This is a genomic window from Sinomonas atrocyanea (assembly GCF_030811715.1).
Classification (GTDB): domain Bacteria; phylum Actinomycetota; class Actinomycetes; order Actinomycetales; family Micrococcaceae; genus Sinomonas; species Sinomonas atrocyanea_A.
The window spans coordinates 380,593-398,827 of the sequence record NZ_JAUSRH010000002.1 but is presented as its reverse complement, the minus strand read 5'-3'; the positions used below and the strand labels follow the sequence as shown (position 1 = coordinate 398,827).

Annotated in this window: 18 protein-coding genes; 2 read left to right on the top strand and 16 right to left on the bottom strand. The window is 72.2% G+C overall.

Going from position 1 to position 18,235, the window contains the following annotated elements; genetic code table 11:
* Window positions 1-2: 2 nt before the first annotated feature.
* A complete protein-coding gene (locus J2W21_RS04610; RefSeq protein ID WP_307006133.1) occupies window positions 3-641 on the top strand; it encodes a VOC family protein in 639 nt (212 codons plus the stop codon).
* 226 nt (window positions 642-867) lie between these two features.
* Here J2W21_RS04610 and J2W21_RS04605 read toward each other — a convergent pair whose 3' ends face one another.
* The 6 genes from J2W21_RS04605 to tdh form a co-directional block, all read right to left on the bottom strand.
* Window positions 868-1,668 carry a CPBP family intramembrane glutamic endopeptidase gene (locus tag J2W21_RS04605; RefSeq protein ID WP_307113331.1) on the bottom strand — a complete coding sequence of 267 codons (801 nt, stop codon included), beginning with the start codon at window positions 1,666-1,668 and terminating at the stop codon, window positions 868-870.
* Window positions 1,669-1,697: 29 nt separating this feature from the next.
* The gene (hutI, locus tag J2W21_RS04600; RefSeq protein ID WP_307113330.1) at window positions 1,698-2,936 is read right to left on the bottom strand and encodes an imidazolonepropionase; all 1,239 of its coding nucleotides are present in this window, start codon (window positions 2,934-2,936) and stop codon (window positions 1,698-1,700) included.
* Window positions 2,937-2,946: 10 nt separating this feature from the next.
* Window positions 2,947-4,074 carry an NAD(P)/FAD-dependent oxidoreductase gene (locus J2W21_RS04595; protein WP_307113329.1) on the bottom strand — a complete coding sequence of 376 codons (1,128 nt, stop codon included), beginning with the start codon at window positions 4,072-4,074 and terminating at the stop codon, window positions 2,947-2,949.
* A gap of 112 nt (window positions 4,075-4,186) precedes the next feature.
* Entirely contained in the window at window positions 4,187-5,173 is a 987-nt protein-coding gene (locus J2W21_RS04590; protein ID WP_307113328.1) for an MIP/aquaporin family protein, read from the bottom strand.
* A 161-nt stretch (window positions 5,174-5,334) separates the two neighbouring features.
* The gene (locus J2W21_RS04585) at window positions 5,335-6,555 is read right to left on the bottom strand and encodes a glycine C-acetyltransferase (RefSeq protein WP_307113327.1); all 1,221 of its coding nucleotides are present in this window, start codon (window positions 6,553-6,555) and stop codon (window positions 5,335-5,337) included.
* A 40-nt stretch (window positions 6,556-6,595) separates the two neighbouring features.
* Complete coding sequence (tdh, locus tag J2W21_RS04580) at window positions 6,596-7,642, bottom strand: L-threonine 3-dehydrogenase (protein WP_307113326.1); 1,047 nt, start codon at window positions 7,640-7,642, stop codon at window positions 6,596-6,598.
* A gap of 71 nt (window positions 7,643-7,713) precedes the next feature.
* Between tdh and J2W21_RS04575 the strand changes: the two genes are divergently transcribed.
* Window positions 7,714-8,718, top strand: coding sequence for a LysR family transcriptional regulator (locus tag J2W21_RS04575; protein ID WP_307113325.1), 1,005 nt, complete (start codon window positions 7,714-7,716; stop codon window positions 8,716-8,718).
* Here J2W21_RS04575 and J2W21_RS04570 read toward each other — a convergent pair.
* The 10 genes from J2W21_RS04570 to ligA form a co-directional block, all read right to left on the bottom strand.
* Complete coding sequence (locus J2W21_RS04570) at window positions 8,660-9,187, bottom strand: hypothetical protein (protein WP_307113324.1); 528 nt, start codon at window positions 9,185-9,187, stop codon at window positions 8,660-8,662. The two genes, J2W21_RS04575 and J2W21_RS04570, sit on opposite strands and share 59 nt — an antisense overlap.
* 102 nt (window positions 9,188-9,289) lie before the next feature.
* The gene (locus J2W21_RS04565; protein WP_307113323.1) at window positions 9,290-9,922 is read right to left on the bottom strand and encodes a DUF5666 domain-containing protein; all 633 of its coding nucleotides are present in this window, start codon (window positions 9,920-9,922) and stop codon (window positions 9,290-9,292) included.
* Window positions 9,923-10,038: 116 nt separating this feature from the next.
* A complete protein-coding gene (locus tag J2W21_RS04560; RefSeq protein WP_307113322.1) occupies window positions 10,039-10,410 on the bottom strand; it encodes a VOC family protein in 372 nt (123 codons plus the stop codon).
* 9 nt (window positions 10,411-10,419) lie between these two features.
* On the bottom strand, window positions 10,420-10,770 hold the full coding sequence (locus J2W21_RS04555; protein ID WP_307113321.1) for a VOC family protein: 351 nt from the start codon (window positions 10,768-10,770) through the stop codon (window positions 10,420-10,422).
* Between the two features lie 145 nt (window positions 10,771-10,915).
* Window positions 10,916-12,427, bottom strand: a complete 1,512-nt coding sequence (gene gatB, locus J2W21_RS04550) for an Asp-tRNA(Asn)/Glu-tRNA(Gln) amidotransferase subunit GatB (RefSeq protein ID WP_307113320.1) — start codon at window positions 12,425-12,427, stop codon at window positions 10,916-10,918.
* 2 nt (window positions 12,428-12,429) lie between these two features.
* Window positions 12,430-14,028, bottom strand: coding sequence for an Asp-tRNA(Asn)/Glu-tRNA(Gln) amidotransferase subunit GatA (gene gatA / locus J2W21_RS04545; RefSeq protein WP_307113319.1), 1,599 nt, complete (start codon window positions 14,026-14,028; stop codon window positions 12,430-12,432).
* Between the two features lie 4 nt (window positions 14,029-14,032).
* Window positions 14,033-14,329, bottom strand: coding sequence for an Asp-tRNA(Asn)/Glu-tRNA(Gln) amidotransferase subunit GatC (gene gatC / locus J2W21_RS04540; protein WP_307113318.1), 297 nt, complete (start codon window positions 14,327-14,329; stop codon window positions 14,033-14,035).
* 74 nt (window positions 14,330-14,403) lie between these two features.
* Window positions 14,404-14,901, bottom strand: coding sequence for a GNAT family N-acetyltransferase (locus J2W21_RS04535; RefSeq protein ID WP_307113317.1), 498 nt, complete (start codon window positions 14,899-14,901; stop codon window positions 14,404-14,406).
* Window positions 14,898-15,788, bottom strand: a complete 891-nt coding sequence (locus J2W21_RS04530; protein ID WP_307113316.1) for an inositol monophosphatase family protein — start codon at window positions 15,786-15,788, stop codon at window positions 14,898-14,900. Before J2W21_RS04530 ends, J2W21_RS04535 begins: the two co-directional genes overlap by 4 nt.
* The gene (gene ligA / locus J2W21_RS04525; RefSeq protein WP_307113315.1) at window positions 15,785-18,106 is read right to left on the bottom strand and encodes an NAD-dependent DNA ligase LigA; all 2,322 of its coding nucleotides are present in this window, start codon (window positions 18,104-18,106) and stop codon (window positions 15,785-15,787) included. Before ligA ends, J2W21_RS04530 begins: the two co-directional genes overlap by 4 nt.
* Window positions 18,107-18,235 lie beyond the last annotated feature (129 nt).

Below are 18,235 nucleotides of genomic sequence, written 5' to 3'. Positions count from 1 at the left end.
CCATGCGTATGGACCACGTTTCTTATGCCTGCGAAGCCGACGGCCTTCTGGCCACGACGGAGCGAATCGCGAACGCGCTCGGGGTCGAGGCAGTCAAGGGCGGGGTCCACCCGCGCTTCGGAACCCGCAACATGATCATCCCGCTCACGGACCACCACTACCTCGAGGTCGTCGAGGTCCTGGACCACCCGGCCTCGGGCAAGGCGCCCTTCGGCCAGGCGGTCCGCGCCCGCAGCGCCGCGGGCGGCGGCTGGATGGGCTGGTGTGTGGAGGTCGACGACCTCGCTCCCTTCGAGCAGCGCCTCGGCCGCCAGGCCGTCCCCGGCAACCGCAAGTTCCCCGACGGCCGCGAGCTCGTCTGGAAGCAGATCGGCATCCTGGGGCTCATCGCCGACCCCCAGGTGCCGTACATGCTCAAGTGGGAGGGCGATCCGTCGCTCCACCCGTCGAACGCCTACCCCGGCACCGTGCGTATGAGCCGGCTCACGATCGCCGGCTCGGCCGAGCGTGTGACCGAGTGGCTCGGCGAGCCCGTCGAGCGGCCGCTCGAGGACGTCGCGGTCGAGTGGGTCTCGCCGAAGGGCACCCCCGGCATCATGTCCGTGACGTTCGAGACGGCCGACGGCGCCGTCACGATCTGACCCCTCAACCACGCGTAGCTGACTCCTCAACGGGCTGGTTCCGTTGGGGAGTCAGCTGCGTCAGGTTCAGGAGTCACCTGCGTCGCGTTCAGGAGTCACCTGCGTCAGGTTCAGGAGTCACCTGCGTCCCGTTCAGGAGTCACCTGCGTCGCGTTCAGGAGTCACCTGCGTCCCGTTCAGGAGTCACCTGCGTCAGGTTCAGGGGCCCGCTACGTGCCGGCGCCCCTCACCCCAGACCCATTGCCTTCCCCACGAGGCTGAAGCCCACGAAGGCCGTGATGTCGAGCAGGGCGTGGGCGATCACGAGGGGCATGACGCGCCCGTACCTGCGGTAGACGAGGGTGAACACGACCCCCATCACCGCGTTGCCGATGAACGGGCCGATCCCCTGGTACAGGTGGTAGCTGCCCCGCAGCAGTGAGCTCGCGGCGATCGCTGCCGGAGCGCGCCACCCGAGCCGGCGCAGCCAGCCGAGCATGAACCCGACCACGATGACCTCCTCGAGGACCGCGTGCCGCATCGCGGAGAGGATGAGCACGGGCACCGTCCACCAGTGGGCGTCGAGGCCGCTCGGGATGATCGCCGTCGTGATCCCGAGCGCGCGGCCGGCCCAGTAGAGCCCGAGCGAGGGGATCCCGATCGCGAGGAACAGGCCCACACCCCACAGCCAGTCCCGCCCCGGCCGGGAGAGGTCGAACCCGAGGCGGCGGAACGGCGCGCTCCACGGGAGTGCCACGGGGCTGCGCCGGGACGCGGCGTCCCACACGAAGTACAGCACGAGCGCCACCGGCACGAGCGAGAAGCCGATGTCCAGCAGCTGGTACACGAGATCGAAGTACTCGCGCGTGCTGAGCGAGCGGTTGAGGGTGCTCGTGCCCTGGGACAGCGGCGCCCGGGTGGCCTTGTCGAGCAGCTGGACGACGGAGTAGACCGCCGACTGCCCGAGGGAGAGCCCCAGGACGATCGCCAGCTGGGCGCGCCAGCGGACGCGGGAGGCAGGACGGACGACGGCGCGTGCTTGCGGCATGGACCTATCTTGCCCGCTCGCGGGCCCGGTCAGCGCACCTGCTGCCCAGCCCGCCACACGGCGTGGGTGAGCGGCATCCCCGGCCGGTAGGCGAGGTGGGTGGCGCTGGGCGCGTCGAGGAGGTGGAGGTCTGCGCGATGGCCGACGGCGATCGACCCCACCGCCCGCTGCCCGTCGGCGTCGGCCCCGACGTGCCGGCGCAGCGCGAGCGCCCCGCCGAACGTCGCCGCGCGCACGGCCTCCTGGACGGTCAGCCCCATCTGCAGCACGGCGGTCGTGACGCAGAAGGAGACCGAACTCGTGTAGCTCGTGCCCGGATTGCAGTTGGAGGCGATCGCGACCTGCACCCCGGCGTCGAGCAGGCGGCGGGCGGGCGCCAGGGGGGCGCGGGTCGAGAGGTCGCACGCGGGCAGGACGGTGGCGACCGTCCCCGGAACGCCGGCCGCGCCGCCGGCCCAGTCGGCCCAGCTGCCCGCGAGCGCGGCGACGTCCTCGTCGTCGAGGAAGTTCACGTGGTCCACGCTCGCCGCGCCGAACTCGACGGCGAGCCGCACCCCGGCCCCCGGCCCGAGCTGGTTCCCGTGGACGCGCAGGCCGAGCCCCGCATCGCGGCAGGCCGTGAGGACGCGGCGGGACTGCTCCTCGGTGAACGCGCCCGTCTCGCAGAAGACGTCGGCCCAGCGCACGTGCGGGCGCACGGCGTCGAGCATCTCCCCGCAGACGAGGTCGGTGTACGCCTCGGGGTCGGCGCCGGCGGGGACGAGGTGGGCGCCGAGGTAGGTGACCTCGTCGACGGCCTCGGCGGCCAGGGCGGCGCTGCGCGCCTCGTGCCCGACCTCGAGGCCGTAGCCGGTCTTCGTCTCGAGATACGTGGTCCCGCCGGCCACCGCCTCGGCGACGCGTGCCGCGAGGAGCCGGCGGAGCTCGCCGTCGGACGCGGCGCGGGTGGCGGCGGTGGTCACCCCGATCCCGCCGGCGGCGTACGCCTGCCCGGCCATGCGCGCCTCGAACTCGGCGGTGCGGTCGCCGGCGAACACGAGGTGCGAATGGGAGTCCACCCACCCGGGCAGGACCGCGCGGCCCTGCGCGTCGTAGCGCTCGTCCGCGGCGGGGGCGCCGGCCGAAGGGCCCACCCACGCGATCCGCTCGCCCTCGAGGACGACGGCGGCGTCCCGCAGCACCCCGGCCCCCTCCCCGGAGGCGGGGCTCGCCTCGCCGGTGAGGTGCTGGGTGGACAGCTCGCCGATGGCGTCGATGAGGAGGCTCATGCCTCCATCTTCAGCTGCGCACCGACAGCCGGTGCGGATCCAGGGCCCGCTGTGTCTCGGATACCGGACTCGTGCCGGTGCGCAAGGCCTCGGGCCCGGCGAGGAGCTGGGCGGCGGCGGCCTCCGCCATCGCGGAGGATGTCTGGAAGCCGTACCCGCCCTGCCCTGCGAGCCAGAAGAAGCCGGGGCCCTCGGGGTCGAAGCCCAGGACGGGCAGTCCGTCCTGCGGCGAGGTCCTCAGGCCAGTCCAGGCCCGAACGATCCCGGTGACGTCGAGATCGGCGACGCTGCGGATGAGGGCGAGCGCGGCCTCGATGTCGCCCGGTCGCGGGACGGCGTCCTCGGCACGGGAGGGCTCGGACTCCGACGGCGAGACGAGGGCCCCGGCCGGGTCCGGCCTGAAGTACCAGGTGCCGTCAGCGGCGGCAACCATCGGGGTGTCCGGATCGAGCGGGGCGGCGAGCGACACGAGGGCGGCGCTGCGGCGGTAGGGCTGGAGGCCGAGCCGCTCGACGCCGAACAGGATCGCCACGTCGTCGGCCCAGGCGCCCGCGGCGTTGACCACGTTGGCGGCGTGGAAGCCCTCAGCGCCCGCGCCCACGAGCCATCCCTCGCCCACACGCTGCGCGCTGTGCACGGCGGAGCCCACGTGGAGCCCGACGCCGCGGCTCCGGGCGCGCTCCTCGTGGAAGGCGAGGAGGGCGGCGGCATCCACGCGGACGGAGTCGGTGTCGAGGGCAGCGGCCTCGAACGCCGCAGGGCGCAGCGCGGGGACGAGCCGCGCGGCCTCCTCGCGCGTGAGCGCGCGCATGCCCTCGTGCGCCTCCGACTCGACGTCGGCCCGGGATCCCACGAGCATGAAGCGGCTGGGCCACACGAGCCGGCGGCCCGCGCCGTCGGCAGCGTCGGCGAGCACCTCGAGCGTGCGGCGCGTCAGCGCCTGCACCGGTGGGGGCCCGTAGCTCGGGATCAGCTGCTGCGCCGACCGGGAGGACGTGTGGTAGGCGAGCGAGGGCTCGGCCTCGACCAGGGCCACCCGGCACCTGCCGGCGAGTTCCGAGGCGAGCGAGAGGCCGGCGATCCCGCCCCCCACGATGAGGACGTCGACATCCTGGGCGCTGTTGGTGGTGGCCGTCATGGCCTCACTGTAGCCCGGGCCCGCGGCAGCCCACAGGGGGCCGAAGGGCCCGGACGCCGGCCGCCGGAGGGTCCGGGAGGACCTCCGGGGCCCTCCGACGGTGGCCGGTGAATCAGCCGGCGGCCTCGCTTCCGGCGCGCCCGGGTTCGGGCTGCCCCGGCTCGCGCGTGCGGCCGGGCTCCGGGGCGGGCTTGGCGAGCCGATCACGCGCGTGCAGGACGTCGCCGATGAACCAGTCGTAGACCAGCACCCCGATCACGCCGCCCACCAGCGGCCCCACGATCGGCACCCAGAAGTACCAGCTGAAGGAGCCGTCCACCGTGCCGGGCATGGCGACCTGCCCCCACCCGCCGAGCCACGCGAGCAGCCGCGGGCCGAGGTCACGGGCAGGGTTGATGGCGTAGCCGGCGTTCGCCCCGAAGGACATGCCGATCGCCGCGACCGCGAAGCCCACCACGACGGGGCCGAGGTTGGCCTGCACGGCGGTGTTGCGCAGGTCGATGATGGCCGCGATGAGCATGACGAGGAACATCGTGCCGATGATCTGGTCCACGAGCGGCCCGAGCGGGTTGCCGTTGAAGAACGGCGCGGGAAAGGTCGCGAAGATCGAGAACGTCGCGTTGCTCTTCGGGTCTCCGCGTCCCACCCCCACGGCCTTGTTGTAGGCATCGATGGCCGGGAAGTAGTTCAGCAGCACGAGGGCGGCCCCGACGAACGCACCGGCCACCTGCGCCACCATGTACGGCCCCACCTTGGACCACGGGAACTTCCGGCGCACGGCGAACGCGAGCGTCACGGCGGGGTTGATGTGCGCGCCGCTGACGCCTCCGGCCACGTACACGGCCATCGTCACCGCGAGCGCCCACCCCCACGTGATGAGCAGCCAGTCGCCGCTCGCGAGGAAGATCGTCGTGGGGGTCTGCGCACGGCCCGATCCCGGAAGCGCCGCCACGGCCATCGCGACGACTCCGTCGCCGAACGCGATGAGCACGAACGTCCCGAGGAATTCTGCGAGGAGCTCGCCCCAGAGCCCGCCCACGTTCTTGAGGCCGGAGCCTCCCGTCCGCACGCTGCTCCTGATAGGCGTCACATCGCTCATGACATGCCTCCTGATTGCCCGGCGGCCATGGACCTGGCCGCCACGCGGCGCGGAGGGCGGCAGGGACGTCGCTCGCCGTGCCGCGCAGCTTCCACGGTAGGAGCGCGGCGCAGCGCCTGGACAGGGCCGAGGGACCCTCCGCTATTGTGATCTACATCACATTATGCTCCCCTGGTGACCGCGTCGCGGGCGGCGACGAACGCGCGGACGGCGGTCTCGACGTCGTCCGCCGTGTGCGCCGCGGAGAGCTGCACGCGGATGCGGGCGAGCCCCTTCGGCACCACGGGGTAGGAGAAGGCCGTGACGTAGACTCCGTGGGCGAGCATCTCCGCCGCGATCCGGCCGGCGAGGGCCGCGTCGCCGAACATGACCGGCACGATCGCGTGCTCGCCCGGCAGCAGCTCGAAGCCCTCCTCGCCCATGCGGCGGCGGAACAGGGCGGCGTTGGCGAAGAGCTGCTCGCGCAGCTCCCCGGAGCCTGCCACGAGGTCGAGCGCGGTGAGCGTGGCGGCCACGATCATCGGCGCGACGGAGTTGGAGAACAGGTAGGGGCGGGCCTTCTGCCGCAGGGTCGCGACGATCTCGCCCCGGCCGGAGACGTAGCCGCCGGAGGCCCCGCCCAGGGCCTTGCCGAAGGTGCCGGTGTAGATGTCCACGCGGTCGGAGACGCCCGCGTGCTCGGGGGTGCCGGCGCCCGTGGCGCCCATGAAGCCCACCGCGTGCGAGTCGTCGACCATGACCATCGCGCCGTACCGCTCGGCGAGGTCGCAGATGTCGCGCAGCGGCGCGAGGTAGCCGTCCATCGAGAAGACGCCGTCGGTGACGATGAGCACCCGCCGGGCCCCGGCGCCGTCGTTCATCGCCTTCGCCTCCGCCAGGCGCGCCTCGAGCTCGCCCATGTCGCGGTTGGCGTAGCGCAGGCGGGCGGCCTTGCACAGACGGATGCCGTCGATGATCGAGGCGTGGTTGAGGGCGTCGGAGATCACGGCGTCCTCGGGGCCGAGGATCGCCTCGAACACGCCCCCGTTGGCGTCGAAGCAGCTCGAGAAGAGGATCGTGTCCTCGGTGCCGAGGAACTCGGAGACGCGCCGCTCGAGCGCGAGGTGCGCGTCCTGGGTGCCGCAGATGAAGCGCACCGAGGCCATGCCGAAGCCGCGCTCGTCGAGGGCCCGCTTCGCCGCCGCGATGAGGTCGGGGTGGTCGGCCAGGCCGAGGTAGTTGTTGGCGCAGAAGTTGAGCACCTCCCCGGCGGGCCGGCCGAGGGGGCCGGCCAGAATGTGCGCCGACTGCGGGGAGTCGATGTGCCGCTCCTCCTTGAACGTGCCGGCCGCGCGGATCTCCTCCAGCTCGGCGGCGAGCTGGTCCCTGACACCTGTGAACATCGTCTTCCTCTCCTCGTCCTGCTTCATCGGCCCCCGGCCCTCAGACGCCCTGCCAGTCCAGCACCACTTTTCCGCCGCTGCCAGAGCGGGCGAGGGCGAACCCCTCCTCCCAGCGCTCGGCCGGCAGGACGTCGGTCACCACGGCGGCGACGTTCTTCCGGAGCACGGGGTTGGAGGAGAGCATGGCGCTCATCGCGTACCAGGTCTCGAACATCTCGCGGCCGTAGATGCCCTTGAGCGTGAGCATGTGGGTGACCACCTTGGTCCAGTCGAGCTCCGCGGCCTCGGAGGGCAGGCCGAGGAGGGCGATGCGGCCGCCGTGGTTCATGTTCTCGATCATCCCGGCCAAGGCGGCAGGGCGCCCGGACATCTCGAAGCCGACGTCGAATCCCTCGAGCATGCCCAGCTCGTGCTGGGCCTCGCGCACGCTCATGGTCGAGACGTCGACGGCGAGGTCGGCGCCCATCTGGCGCGCGAGCTCGAGGCGGCGGGGCGAGACGTCCGTGATGGCGATCTTCCGGGCGCCCGCGTGCCGGGCCACGGCGATGGCCATGAGGCCGATCGGCCCTGCGCCGGTGATCAGGACGTCCTCGCCGACCACGGGGAAGCTCAGGGCGGTGTGGACGGCGTTGCCGAAGGGGTCGAAGATCGCTCCGAGCTCGGGGGTGATGGACGGGTCGTGGTGGACCCAGACGTTGGCCTCCGGGATGACCACGTACTCCGCGAACGCGCCGTCGCGCTGGACGCCGACGCTCACCACGTTGATGCACATCTGCCGCCGCCCGGCCCGGCAGTTGCGGCACATGCCGCAGACGATGTGGCCCTCGCCGGAGACGCGGTCGCCGACCTTGACGACCTGGACGTCCTCGCCGACCTCGACGACCTCGCCGTAGAACTCGTGGCCCGGAACGAGGGGGGCGGTGATCATGGACTGCGCGCTCGCGTCCCAGGATTCGATGTGCAGGTCCGTGCCGCAGATCCCGGTGGCGTGGACGCGGATCTTGACGTCGGCGGGGCCGGCCTGCGGCTCGGGGCGCTCGGTGAGCTCGAGGCCGGCCTGCGGGCCGGGCTTGTAGAGGGCCTTCATGAGCCCATTCAAGGGCAGCAGACAGCTTAGAACAACCGCCGGTTTCTCAACGGACGGTTTAGGATCTGCTTATGGATGTCCGCCAGCTGCAGATCCTGCGCGAACTCGGGGAGCTCGGGAGCGTCAAGGCCGTGGCCGAGGAGCTCATGGTCACGCCGTCGGCCGTCTCCCAGCAGCTCGCCCTGCTCACGCGGAGCGCCGGCACCCAGCTGACCCGCAAGGAGGGCCGCACCCTCGTCCTCACCGACGCGGGGAGGGTCCTCGCGGAGGCGGGAGGCGCCGTCGTGCGGGCCATGGCGGACGCTCGCGCCGCCATCGGCGCGTACCACGAGGACCCGGCGGGGACCGTGAGCGTGTGCGCGTTCCACTCTGCGGCGCAGGCCCTGTTCGGGCGGCTCACCGCGCGGCTCGCGTCCAGCGCCGGGGCGGACGACGGCGCGTCCCCGGCGGACGCGGGCACGGCACCGCCGAGTGGGGCCGCGAGGCCGGGCGCCGCCGCGGCACCGGTGCCGCGGCTGCGGCTCGCGGACGAGGACGTGCCCCAGCACGGCTTCCCCGCGCTGACCGCGAGGTATGACATCGTGCTCGCCCACCGCCTCGCGCATACGGAGTCATGGCCCGCGGACCGGCTCGTGGCGGTCCCACTCGTGCGGGAGCCGTTCGACGTGGCCCTGCCTGCCGGGCACCCGCTCGCGGCCCTCGGCGAGCTCTCGCCCGAGGACGTGGCCGGCGAGCGCTGGGTCTCGAGCCGGATCGGGTACTCCCCCGCGGACGTGCTCGCGGCGATCGGCGCGGTAGCGAGCGTCTCTCCCGAGGTCGCGCACCGCATCAACGACTACTCGACGGTCGCGGCCGTCGTCGCCGGCGGCGGCGGGCTCGGGCTGCTGCCGCGGTACACGGCCACGATCGGACTGCCGGCCGGGGTGGTCCTCCGCCCGCTCGCGGGCATCGGCACGCAGCGCAGCATCGACCTCCTGATCCGGCCCGAGAACGCGCGGCGGCGCGCCGTCCAGCGGGTCACCGACGCGCTGCGCGCCCTAATGCTCGATCTCGTCGACGAGGCTGCGGCGCGATGAGGACGAGCGCCGGGTAGGTGACGAGGGCGAGGGCGACGTGCATGAGGACGAGCACGCCGACGCCCGCCGGCGGCTGGCCCTTGAGCAGGATCCACGCGTCGGGGGCCAGCCCCACCACGGTGACGGCCAGGGCCAGCCAGAGGAACGGCTTCCAGGCCCTCGACGAGAGCCACGTCGTCGCCGGCCACGCGAGGCACGCGAGGACCACGCCGATGACGGTCAGCTTCGTGTACTCCATGAACTGGAAGTGCTCGTAGCCGGCGAGCTCGGGCATCGCGGCGATCGCCGCGGCCGCGAGCGCGGCGCACGCGAGCACCGACCCGACGACGGCGACGACGCTGGCCACGATGAAGCGAACCAGAGACGGCTGCCTGCTGCCCCGGGGGAAGTCGAGGTCCAGGGCGCGGGCAACGCGCTCGAGCGCGGGGCTGCGGAAGGTGGGGGTGCTGGGGCGCGGGGGCACGGACACGGTGTCTCCTCCTGGCTGGTCGGGCAGAACCAGCGTAGGAGGGCGCTTCTAAGGTCGCTCTAAGAAAGCCCGAATCCGCGAGCCCGGGAGGAGCCCGGCCCGTCAGGACTGGGAGACCGACCCGCTCACCGACCCGCTCATCGACGGGGTCGCGGAGGGGCTGGGGGTGGGCTGCTGGCCGCCCGGCGTGCCCGACTGGCGGTGCATCCTGCCGGCGTGGCCCTGGTTCCCCTGGCCTTGGCCGGTGCGGACCGGGAAGGGCCCCTTCACCACGGCCGTGGCGGTGTCGTCGCTGCCGTTGCGCTGGGCCCGGACGGCCACCTCGTCGCCGACCTTGAGGTCGCTGGCCTTCAGGGCAGGCCCCTTCGGGTCGGAGGCGGAACGGAACTTCGTGCTGCCGTCCAGCACGTAGGAGTGGGTGTAGCCGTCCTCGCTCTTGACGGTGAGCTTGGTGTCCGTCGCCTCGGTCACCGTGCCGCGCTGGCCCACGAGGGTCACGTACGTGCCGTCGGCGCGCTTGACCGTGACCTCGCCGTGGAGGCCTCCGCGTGCCATCAGCCCCTGTCCGTGGCCACTCCTGTGCGGCGCGGACTGCGCTCCCGGGGAGGGAGCCGACGGTGAGGGCGACGGCGTCGAGGCGGCCCAGACTGCGGCGCCGCCGCCGCCCACGAGGGCGACGCCGAGGGCGCCGATGACGAGTGCACGGCGTGTGCGGTGTGAAGCGGTGGAACTCATGGATCCATCATCCCGCCCGCCACGGGCTCGTGTGCGGGACGCGGGCGAACTGGGGGCCAACCGAAAGGTGGCTCACAGGAAGGCGCTGCGACGGCCACCCGAGGGAGCGTGGTGCGCTAGTTCTCGAACAGGCAGAAGGGATGGCCGTCCGGATCGAAGAACACGATGACATCGTCCTGGGGCTGGTGTGCGGCGCGCTCGGCCCCGCACTCGGCGGCGTGCTCCGCGGCCTTGGCCAGATCCGTCACCAGCAGGTCCAGATGCATCATCATCTGCTGCTGGCCGGGCTTCTCGGGCCACACCGGTCGCTCGAAGTCCTCCTCCAGCTGGAACGACAGCTGGGATCCGCCGGCCGGGTCGAGGATCGTGGCCCATTCGCGCTCGTCGTCGCCGAGCTCCCAACCGAGGAGGTTGGCGTAGAAGCGGGCCGCGGACTGGGGGTCCGGGCTTCCGAGGACCGTCGCGTGGTACTGGATCAGAGGCGCCATGCGCCCACCCTAGGCACCGGCAGCAAGGGGCCGCCAGATCCCGAAGCGGTTTCCCTGCGGGTCGAGGACGTGCGCGAACTCGATCGCGCCGTTGTTCGTGAGGGGGATGGCGATGCTCGCGCCGAGCCGCTGCGCCTCGGCGAGCGAGGCCGCGACGTCGTCGACCTGGACGTAGAACACCGCCCAGCGGCCGCCGCCCATCGTGCCCGTGTCCCAGAGTCCCCCGGCATCCGTCTCGACCATCCGGTACCCGACCGGCGACGGTGTCCCGAAGCCCCAGCCGAAGAGGCCGCCGTAGAAGGCCTGGGCGCCCTCGGGGTCCTCGCTGCCGATCTCGAAGTAGTTCACGTTCGCCGTCATCGCATCCTCCACGGGTGTAGGGCCGGTTCCTCCGGGACCGCCTCCCATGGTGCGCCCGTGCGCCCGCGCGGCAAAGGGCGGGCCCTCCCATTTTCACTCAGGAGGACCCGCCCTCGGCCGGCGGCGCGGCCGGCGGCCCGTGGTGCTAGCCTTCGACGCCGAGCCGCTCGAGGATGAGCTCCTTGACCCGGCCGGCGTCGGCCTGGCCGCGCGTGGCCTTCATGACCGCGCCGACGATCGCGCCGGCCGCCTGGACCTTGCCGCCGCGGATCTTGTCCGCGACGCCGGGCTGCGCGGCGAGGGCGGCGTCGATCGCCTCGAGCAGGGGACCGTCGTCGGAGACGAGCACGAGGCCGCGGGCCTCCATGACCTCGGTCGGGGTACCCTCGCCGGCGATGACGCCGTCGAGCACCTGGCCTGCCATCTTGTTGTTGAGCTTGCCGCCCTCGACGAGGCCGTTGAGCTCGATGATCGCGGCCGGGGTGACGCCCAGGTCCGCGGGGTCCACGTCGGCGGCCTTCGCACGGCCCACGATCTCGCCCATCCACCACTTGCGGGCGGCCTGCGGGGTCGCGCCCGCGGCGATGGTCTCCTCGATGGAGTCCATGACGCCGGCATTGACCACGTCGCGGAACTCGGCGTCGGCGTAGCCCCAGGCCTCCTTGAGGCGCTTGCGGCGCTCGGCCGGGGGCTCGGGCAGGGTGGCGCGCAGCTCCTCGACCCACTCGCGGCTCGGGACCACGGGCACGAGGTCGGGCTCGGGGAAGTAGCGGTAGTCGTCGGCGTCGCTCTTGGGGCGACCCGGCGTCGTCGTACGCGTGTCCTCGTGCCAGTGGCGGGTCTCCTGGGTGACCTTCTCCCCGGCCGAGAGCACCGCGGCGTGGCGCTGGATCTCGAACCGGACCGCGTGCTCGACCGAGCGGAGCGAGTTGACGTTCTTGGTCTCCGAACGGGTGCCGAACTGGGTGGCGCCCTTGGGCATGAGCGAGACGTTCGCGTCGCAGCGGACGTTGCCGCGCTCCATGCGCGCATCCGAGACGCCGAGGTTCTTCACGATCTCGCGGATCGCGGCCACGTAGGCACGGGCCAGCTCGGGGGCGCGGCTCCCGGCACCCACGATCGGCTTCGTGACGATCTCGACCAGCGGCACACCGGCGCGGTTGTAGTCCACGAGGGAGTACTCGGCGCCGTGGATGCGGCCGGTCGCGCCGCCCAGGTGGGTGAGCTTGCCGGCGTCCTCCTCCATGTGGGCGCGCTCGATCTCGACGCGGAACACGGTGCCGTCCTCGAGCTCGATGTCGATCCAGCCGTCGTGCGCGATCGGCTCGTCGTACTGGGAGGTCTGGAAGTTCTTGGGCGTGTCCGGGTAGAAGTAGTTCTTCCGGGCGAATCGGCAGGACTCGGCGATCTCGCAGTTGAGCGCGAGGCCGATCTTGATGCTCGACTCCACGGCGGCGCGGTTCACCACCGGCAGGACGCCCGGCATGCCGAGGTCCACCTCGTTGACGTCCGTGTTCGGCTCGTCGCCGAACACGTTCGGTGCCGAGGAGAACATCTTGGTCTTGGTGTTGAGCTCGACGTGGACCTCGAAGCCGAGGACGGGGTCGAACTTCTCCATGGCCGTCTCGAAGGACAGGACGGTCTGCGTGGCTGCCATCTCTACTTCACTCCTGCGTTGGTCTCGGCGGACTGCCCGACGTTCGCACGGGCGCCGAGCGCCGGCGCCTTCGCGAGCAGCGGGCCGCCCCACTGCGCCTCGAGCAGCGCCTCGAGGGCCGCACCCACGCGGTACAGGCGGGCATCCTCGCGGGCGGGGGCGAGGATCTGGAGGCCAGCGGGAAGGCCGTCCTCGTCGGCGAGGCCGCTCGGGAGGGACAGGCCCGGGACGCCGGCCAGGTTGGCCGGGATGGTCGCCACGTCGTTGAGGTACATGGCCAGCGGGTCGTCGAGCTTCTCCCCGAGCGGGAAGGCCGTGGTCGGCGCCGTCGGGGAGATGAGCACGTCCGTCTGGGCGAACGCGGCGTCGAAGTCCCGCTGGATGAGGGTACGGACCTTCTGGGCCGAGCCGTAGTACGCGTCGTAGTACCCGGCCGAGAGCGCGTAGGTGCCCAGGATGATGCGGCGCTTCGCCTCGTCGCCGAAGCCCGCGGCGCGGGTGGCGGCCATGACGCGCTCGATCGTCATCGGGCCGTCCTGGGGCAGGACGCGCAGGCCGTACCGGACGCCGTCGAACTTCGCGAGGTTGCTGGAGACCTCGCTCGGCATGATCAGGTAGTAGGCCCCGAGCGCGTACTTGAAGTTGGGGCAGGAGACCTCGACGACCTGCGCTCCGGCACCCTTGAGGAGCTCGAGCGCGTCGCGGAAGCGGGCCTCGACGCCGGCCTGGTAGCCCTCGCCGCCGAGCTCCTTGACCACGCCGATGCGCAGACCCTCGAGGCTCCCGGCCGCGCCCGCACGCGCGGCGGCGGCAAGCGTGTCGAAGGAGTCGGTCAGGGAGGTCGAGTCGTACGGGTCGTGGCCGCCGACGAGCTCCTGGAGCAGTGCGGCGTCCAAAACGGTGCGGGAGACGGGGCCGATCTGGTCCAGGCTCGAGGCCATGGCGATCGCGCCGTAGCGGGACACCGCGCCGTAGGTGGGCTTGACGCCGACCGTGCCGGTCACGGCGCCGGGCTGGCGGATGGAACCGCCCGTGTCGGTGCCGAGGGCCAGCGGGGCCTCGAACGCCGCGACGGCCGCCGCGGAGCCGCCGCCGGAGCCGCCGGGGATGCGGTCCAGGTCCCACGGGTTGCGGGTGGGGCCGAACGCCGAGTGCTCGGTGGAGGAGCCCATGGCGAACTCGTCGAGGTTGGTCTTGCCGAGGATCGGGAGCTTCGCGGCCCGGATCTTCTTGATCACGGTCGCGTCGTAGGGGCTCATCCAGCCCTCGAGGATGCGGGAGCCCGCCGTCGTCGGCTGGCCCTTCGTGACGATCAGGTCCTTGATCGCGATCGGGACGCCTGCGAGCGGGTGGAGGGCGGCGGCGTCGTCCCCGCCGGCGGCGCGGATCGCGTCGACCTCGCGGGCGACACCGAGCGCCTCCTCGGTGTTCACGTGCAGGAAGGCGTGCACTCCCCGCTCCCCGCCGTCGACCTCGGCGATGCGGTCGAGGTGCGCCTGCGTGACCTCCTCGGAGGAGACCTCGGTGGCGGCGAGCTTCGCGGCGAGGGCCGAGGCGCTGGACGTGATCAGTTCGCTGAGCTGCTTGTCATTGGTGCCCATGGGCTTACTCCTCGTCCAGGATGGCCGGGACCTTGAAGCGGTCCTGGTCTGAGTCGGGGGCGCCGGAGAGCGCCTCGGCCGGGGTGAGGACGTGGCCCACGACGTCCTCGCGGAAGACGTTCTGCAGCGGGATCGGGTGGCTCGTGGCCGGGACGTCGGGGCCCGCGGCCTCGCTCACGCTCTTGACGGCGTCCACGATGTGGGCCAGTTCGCCCGCCATCTTGTCCAGCTCCGCCTCGCTCATCTCGATCCGCGCGAGCTGCGCGAGGTGCGCAACGTCGTCGCGAGTGATCTCAGCCATGGATCTCCCTGTGAAGGTGGTTAGAAGGTTCGCGATCCAGTCTAGTCGCGGTCGTCAGAGGGCCGGCCCGCGGGTCAGAGGCGCTTGATGTACACCGGGAGCATGATGTCCGTCCCTGTGACCGGCCAGTCCCGCTCGGGCGCGCGCTCGTAGCCGAGCCGGGGGTAGAGCGCGTTCGGCGCCTCCCAGCCCTCCCCCGTGGTGAGCACGACGGCGGTCGCCTCCGCCCGCTTGGCCCTCGCCTCGACCTCGCGCACCAGGGCCGTGCCTGCCCCCGAGCGCTGCGCGGCAGGGTCCACCACGAGGAGGCGGAACTCGAACTCCCCGGGACGGGCGATCTGGTCGAAGCCGTCGCCGTGCGCCATGACGGTCACGGATCCGACGATCCGCCCGTCCCGCTCCGCGACGAGGAGTGTGCCCCGCGAGGCCCGGTAGGCCACGTCCGCGATGTGCTGCATGTACGGGTGGTCGGCGCTCTCGAAGTAGCCGGGGCCGAGGTAGGCGGCCTCGGCGATCCGGGCGATCTCCGGGTAGTCCGCCGGGGTTGCCTCGCGGACGCTGAGGCCCGTCATCCGATGGGGAAGCGGCCGGAGAACTCGATGGCCCCGGCGCAGGTCCAGGCGGCGAGCCGCTCGTCGTCGTCCGGGCCGCCGAGCAGCGGGCTCGTCAGGACGGGACGGCGCACCCAGCAGCCGGCTTCCTCGGCGATGAGCGCACCCGCGGCGAAGTCGTGCTCGTTGAGGCCGAGCTCCCCGTAGGCGTCGTGGGTCCCGTCCGCCACGAGGCAGAGGTCCAGCGCGGCCGAGCCGAGCCGGCGCATGTCCCCGAACCCGTCCATGAGCTCGGCCAGCGCCGCGGCCTGATCCGCCCGGACCGCGGGCTCGTAGGAGAAGCCGGTGGCGAGGATCGCCGAGCCGTCCTCGGCGCGGCCCGGCACGGGGCCCTCGAGGCGGCGGGGCCACACTTCGCGGTCCCCCTCGTCGCCGGTGCGCCCGCGCGCGGCATCGAGCCGCCACGCGCCGCCGCCGCGCAGGGCCCAGTACTCGCGCCCGAGCGCGGGGGCGTTGACGACCCCGGCGAGCCACTGCCCGTCCTCGTCGGCCACTGCCACGCTCGTGGCGTAGTAGACGATGTCCCGGATGAAGTTCGTGGTGCCGTCGAGCGGGTCGATCGACCAGCGGAAGCCGCTCGGCTCCGCAACCCGGCTGGTGCCCTGCTCCTCGCCGGTGACGATGTCGTTGGGCCGCTCGGCGGCGAGGACCGAGCGCACGGCCTTCTCCGCGGCGAGGTCGAATTCGGTGACCCAGTCGCTGCCCGAGCTCTTGGTCTCGGCGCCGCCGTCAGCGGAGGTGAGCACGCCGCCGGCACGTCCGGCGAGGACGGAGGCGCCCGCCGCGGCTGCCCGGCGGGCCACACTCAGGAGGTGCTCGAGGAACTCGGGCTCGTGGGCGCGCGTCACTCGTCGTCCTCCTCGGCCCGCATGATCTGTTCCGGCGTGCCCTCGCCCGCTCCGCCGTCGTCCTCCTCGGGGCCGGCCTCGGCTCCTGCCGTGGGGGCACCCAGGCCGGCTGGGCCCTCGGCGAGGAGTGCGCGGAAGCCGTCCTCGTCGAGGACCGGCACGCCGAGCTGCTCGGCCTTGTCGAGCTTCGTCCCGGCGCTCTCGCCGGCCACGACGTAGTCCGTCTTCTTGGAGACGCTGCCGGCGGCCTTCCCGCCGCGGATGATGATGGCCTCCTTGGCCTCGTCGCGGCTGAACCCCTCGAGGCTGCCGGTGACGACCACGGTCAGCCCCTCGAGGGTCCGGCCCACGGAGGCATCCTGCTCGTCCTCCATCTTCACGCCGGCGGCTGCCCAGCGGTCCACGATCTCGCGGTGCCAGTCCTCGGCGAACCACTCGATGAGCGCGTCGGCGATGATGGGGCCCACGCCGTCCACGTCCGCGAGCTGCTCGCGCGCGTCGTCCTGCGCGAGGACGGCGCGGAGTGCCGACATGGAGCCGTACCGGGTGGCGAGCGCGCGGGAGGCCGTAGGGCCGACGTGCCGGATGGAGAGCGCCACCAGCACGCGCCACAGCGGCTGGGACTTGGCCTTCGCGAGTTCGCGGAACAGCTTCTCGGTGGTGGCGGTGGGCTTCGAGGGGGTCTTCGCCGTCGGCTTCGTGTAGAAGTACGGGACGAGCTCCCACTCCCCCGTCCCCACGCCCTTGGACCGCTTCTCCCGTCGGATCCTCACGTCGCGGAGGTCTTCGGGCGTGAGGTCGAAGATTCCCGCCTCGTTCTCGAGCGGCGGCACCTCGGGCTCGGCAGGCTGGGTCAGCGCGATGGCCGCCTCCCAGCCGAGGGCCTCGATGTCGAAGGCCCCGCGGCCCGCGAGGTGGAAGACGCGCTCGCGGAGCTGGGAGGGGCACGAGCGGGCGTTCGGGCAGCGGATGTCGACGTCGCCCTCCTTGCCCGGCGCGAGCGGGGTGCCGCACGAGGGGCACTCGGTGGGCATGACGAAGTCGCGGACGGCCGCGTCGTCCCGCAGCGCCAGCACCGGGCCGACGATCTCGGGAATCACGTCCCCCGCCTTGCGCAGCACCACGGTGTCGCCGATCTTGACGCCCTTGGCCCGGACCACATCCTGGTTGTGCAGAGTGGCCATCGAGACCGTGGATCCGGCGACCTTGACAGGCTCCATCACCCCGTACGGGGTCACGCGGCCCGTGCGGCCCACGTTGACGAGGATGTCGAGGAGCTTGGTGTGGACCTCCTCGGGCGGATACTTGAACGCCACGGCCCAGCGCGGGACGCGGGAGGTGTGGCCGAGGGCCCGCTGGGTCGCGAAGTCGTCCACCTTGACGACGATCCCGTCGATCTCGTGGATGAGGCTGTGCCGCTTCTCGCCGAAGCGCTCGATGAACGCCAGCACCTCCTCGTAGGTGTGCAGGACCTCGTAGTACGGGCTCGTCGGCAGACCCCACGCCTTGAGCAGGTCGTAGGTCTCGGACTGGCTCGTCGTGGTCAGCCCCGCGCGGGCGCCGATCCCGTGGACGAACATGCTCAGGGGCCGCTTGGCGGTCTCGGCAGGGTCCTTCTGGCGCAGCGATCCCGCCGCCGCATTGCGCGGGTTCGCGAGCGGGGCCCTGCCCTCGGCGATGAGGGCGTCGTTGAACTCGTTGAAGGCCTTCGTGGGGATGTAGACCTCCCCGCGGATCTCGACTTCCTCAGGATGCCCCTCCCCCTTGAGCCGGGTGGGGATGTCCTTGATGGTCAGGACGTTGTGCGTGACGTCCTCGCCCGTGCGGCCGTCGCCGCGGGTCGCGGCCCGGACCAGCTCGCCGTTGCGGTACAGGAGATTGACTGCCAGGCCATCGATCTTGAGCTCGGTGAGCCATTTCGCCGCCGGGAACCCCGTGGCCGCGACGCTCGCTTCGGCGCGCCGGACCCAGGCCTCGAGCTCATCGATGGAGAAGACATCCTCGAGGCTGTACATGCGGGCAAGGTGCTCGACCGGGGCGAAGGCCGCCGTGACCTCCCCGCCAACCTCCTGGGTGGGCGAATCGTTCGCGATCAGCTCGGGGTGGAGGGCCTCGAACTCCTCGAGCCGACGGTAGAGGGCGTCGTACTCGGCGTCGGAGATCTCGGGCGCATCCTGGTTGTAGTACAGGGTGCGGTGGTGCCGGACCTCGTCCGCGAGCGCGTCGTACTCATCGCGCAGCGTCTCGGACGGGACGACCGCTTCGCCGACTGCTTCCTCGGTGCTCGCTGCCTGGGTGCTCGCTGCTTCTGGGCTCACGCTGTCTATCTTGCCCCATGGCCCCGACACCCCTCTCCGTTTCGGGTACGCATCTCGACGGCTATTCCGCCTTCCGGGTACGGGCGGACGTACCCGGAACGCGAGAAGGGCGACGAGATCCGTACCCGA

What these genes read in the sequence shown, in the direction of transcription:
- J2W21_RS04595 (WP_307113329.1), bottom strand. Translation starts at nt 4,074, where the DNA reads ATGACGGCCACCACCAACAGCGCCCAGGATGTCGACGTCCTCATCGTG.
- J2W21_RS04590 (WP_307113328.1), bottom strand. Translation starts at nt 5,173, where the DNA reads ATGAGCGATGTGACGCCTATCAGGAGCAGCGTGCGGACGGGAGGCTCC.
- J2W21_RS04555 (WP_307113321.1), bottom strand. Translation starts at nt 10,770, where the DNA reads ATGACGGCGAACGTGAACTACTTCGAGATCGGCAGCGAGGACCCCGAG.
- J2W21_RS04565 (WP_307113323.1), bottom strand. Translation starts at nt 9,922, where the DNA reads ATGAGTTCCACCGCTTCACACCGCACACGCCGTGCACTCGTCATCGGC.
- J2W21_RS04560 (WP_307113322.1), bottom strand. Translation starts at nt 10,410, where the DNA reads ATGGCGCCTCTGATCCAGTACCACGCGACGGTCCTCGGAAGCCCGGAC.
- J2W21_RS04575 (WP_307113325.1), top strand. Translation starts at nt 7,714, where the DNA reads ATGGATGTCCGCCAGCTGCAGATCCTGCGCGAACTCGGGGAGCTCGGG.
- J2W21_RS04585 (WP_307113327.1), bottom strand. Translation starts at nt 6,555, where the DNA reads ATGTTCACAGGTGTCAGGGACCAGCTCGCCGCCGAGCTGGAGGAGATC.
- gatC (WP_307113318.1), bottom strand. Translation starts at nt 14,329, where the DNA reads ATGGCTGAGATCACTCGCGACGACGTTGCGCACCTCGCGCAGCTCGCG.
- J2W21_RS04535 (WP_307113317.1), bottom strand. Translation starts at nt 14,901, where the DNA reads ATGACGGGCCTCAGCGTCCGCGAGGCAACCCCGGCGGACTACCCGGAG.
- gatA (WP_307113319.1), bottom strand. Translation starts at nt 14,028, where the DNA reads ATGGGCACCAATGACAAGCAGCTCAGCGAACTGATCACGTCCAGCGCC.
- gatB (WP_307113320.1), bottom strand. Translation starts at nt 12,427, where the DNA reads ATGGCAGCCACGCAGACCGTCCTGTCCTTCGAGACGGCCATGGAGAAG.
- tdh (WP_307113326.1), bottom strand. Translation starts at nt 7,642, where the DNA reads ATGAAGGCCCTCTACAAGCCCGGCCCGCAGGCCGGCCTCGAGCTCACC.
- hutI (WP_307113330.1), bottom strand. Translation starts at nt 2,936, where the DNA reads ATGAGCCTCCTCATCGACGCCATCGGCGAGCTGTCCACCCAGCACCTC.
- J2W21_RS04610 (WP_307006133.1), top strand. Translation starts at nt 3, where the DNA reads ATGCGTATGGACCACGTTTCTTATGCCTGCGAAGCCGACGGCCTTCTG.
- J2W21_RS04605 (WP_307113331.1), bottom strand. Translation starts at nt 1,668, where the DNA reads ATGCCGCAAGCACGCGCCGTCGTCCGTCCTGCCTCCCGCGTCCGCTGG.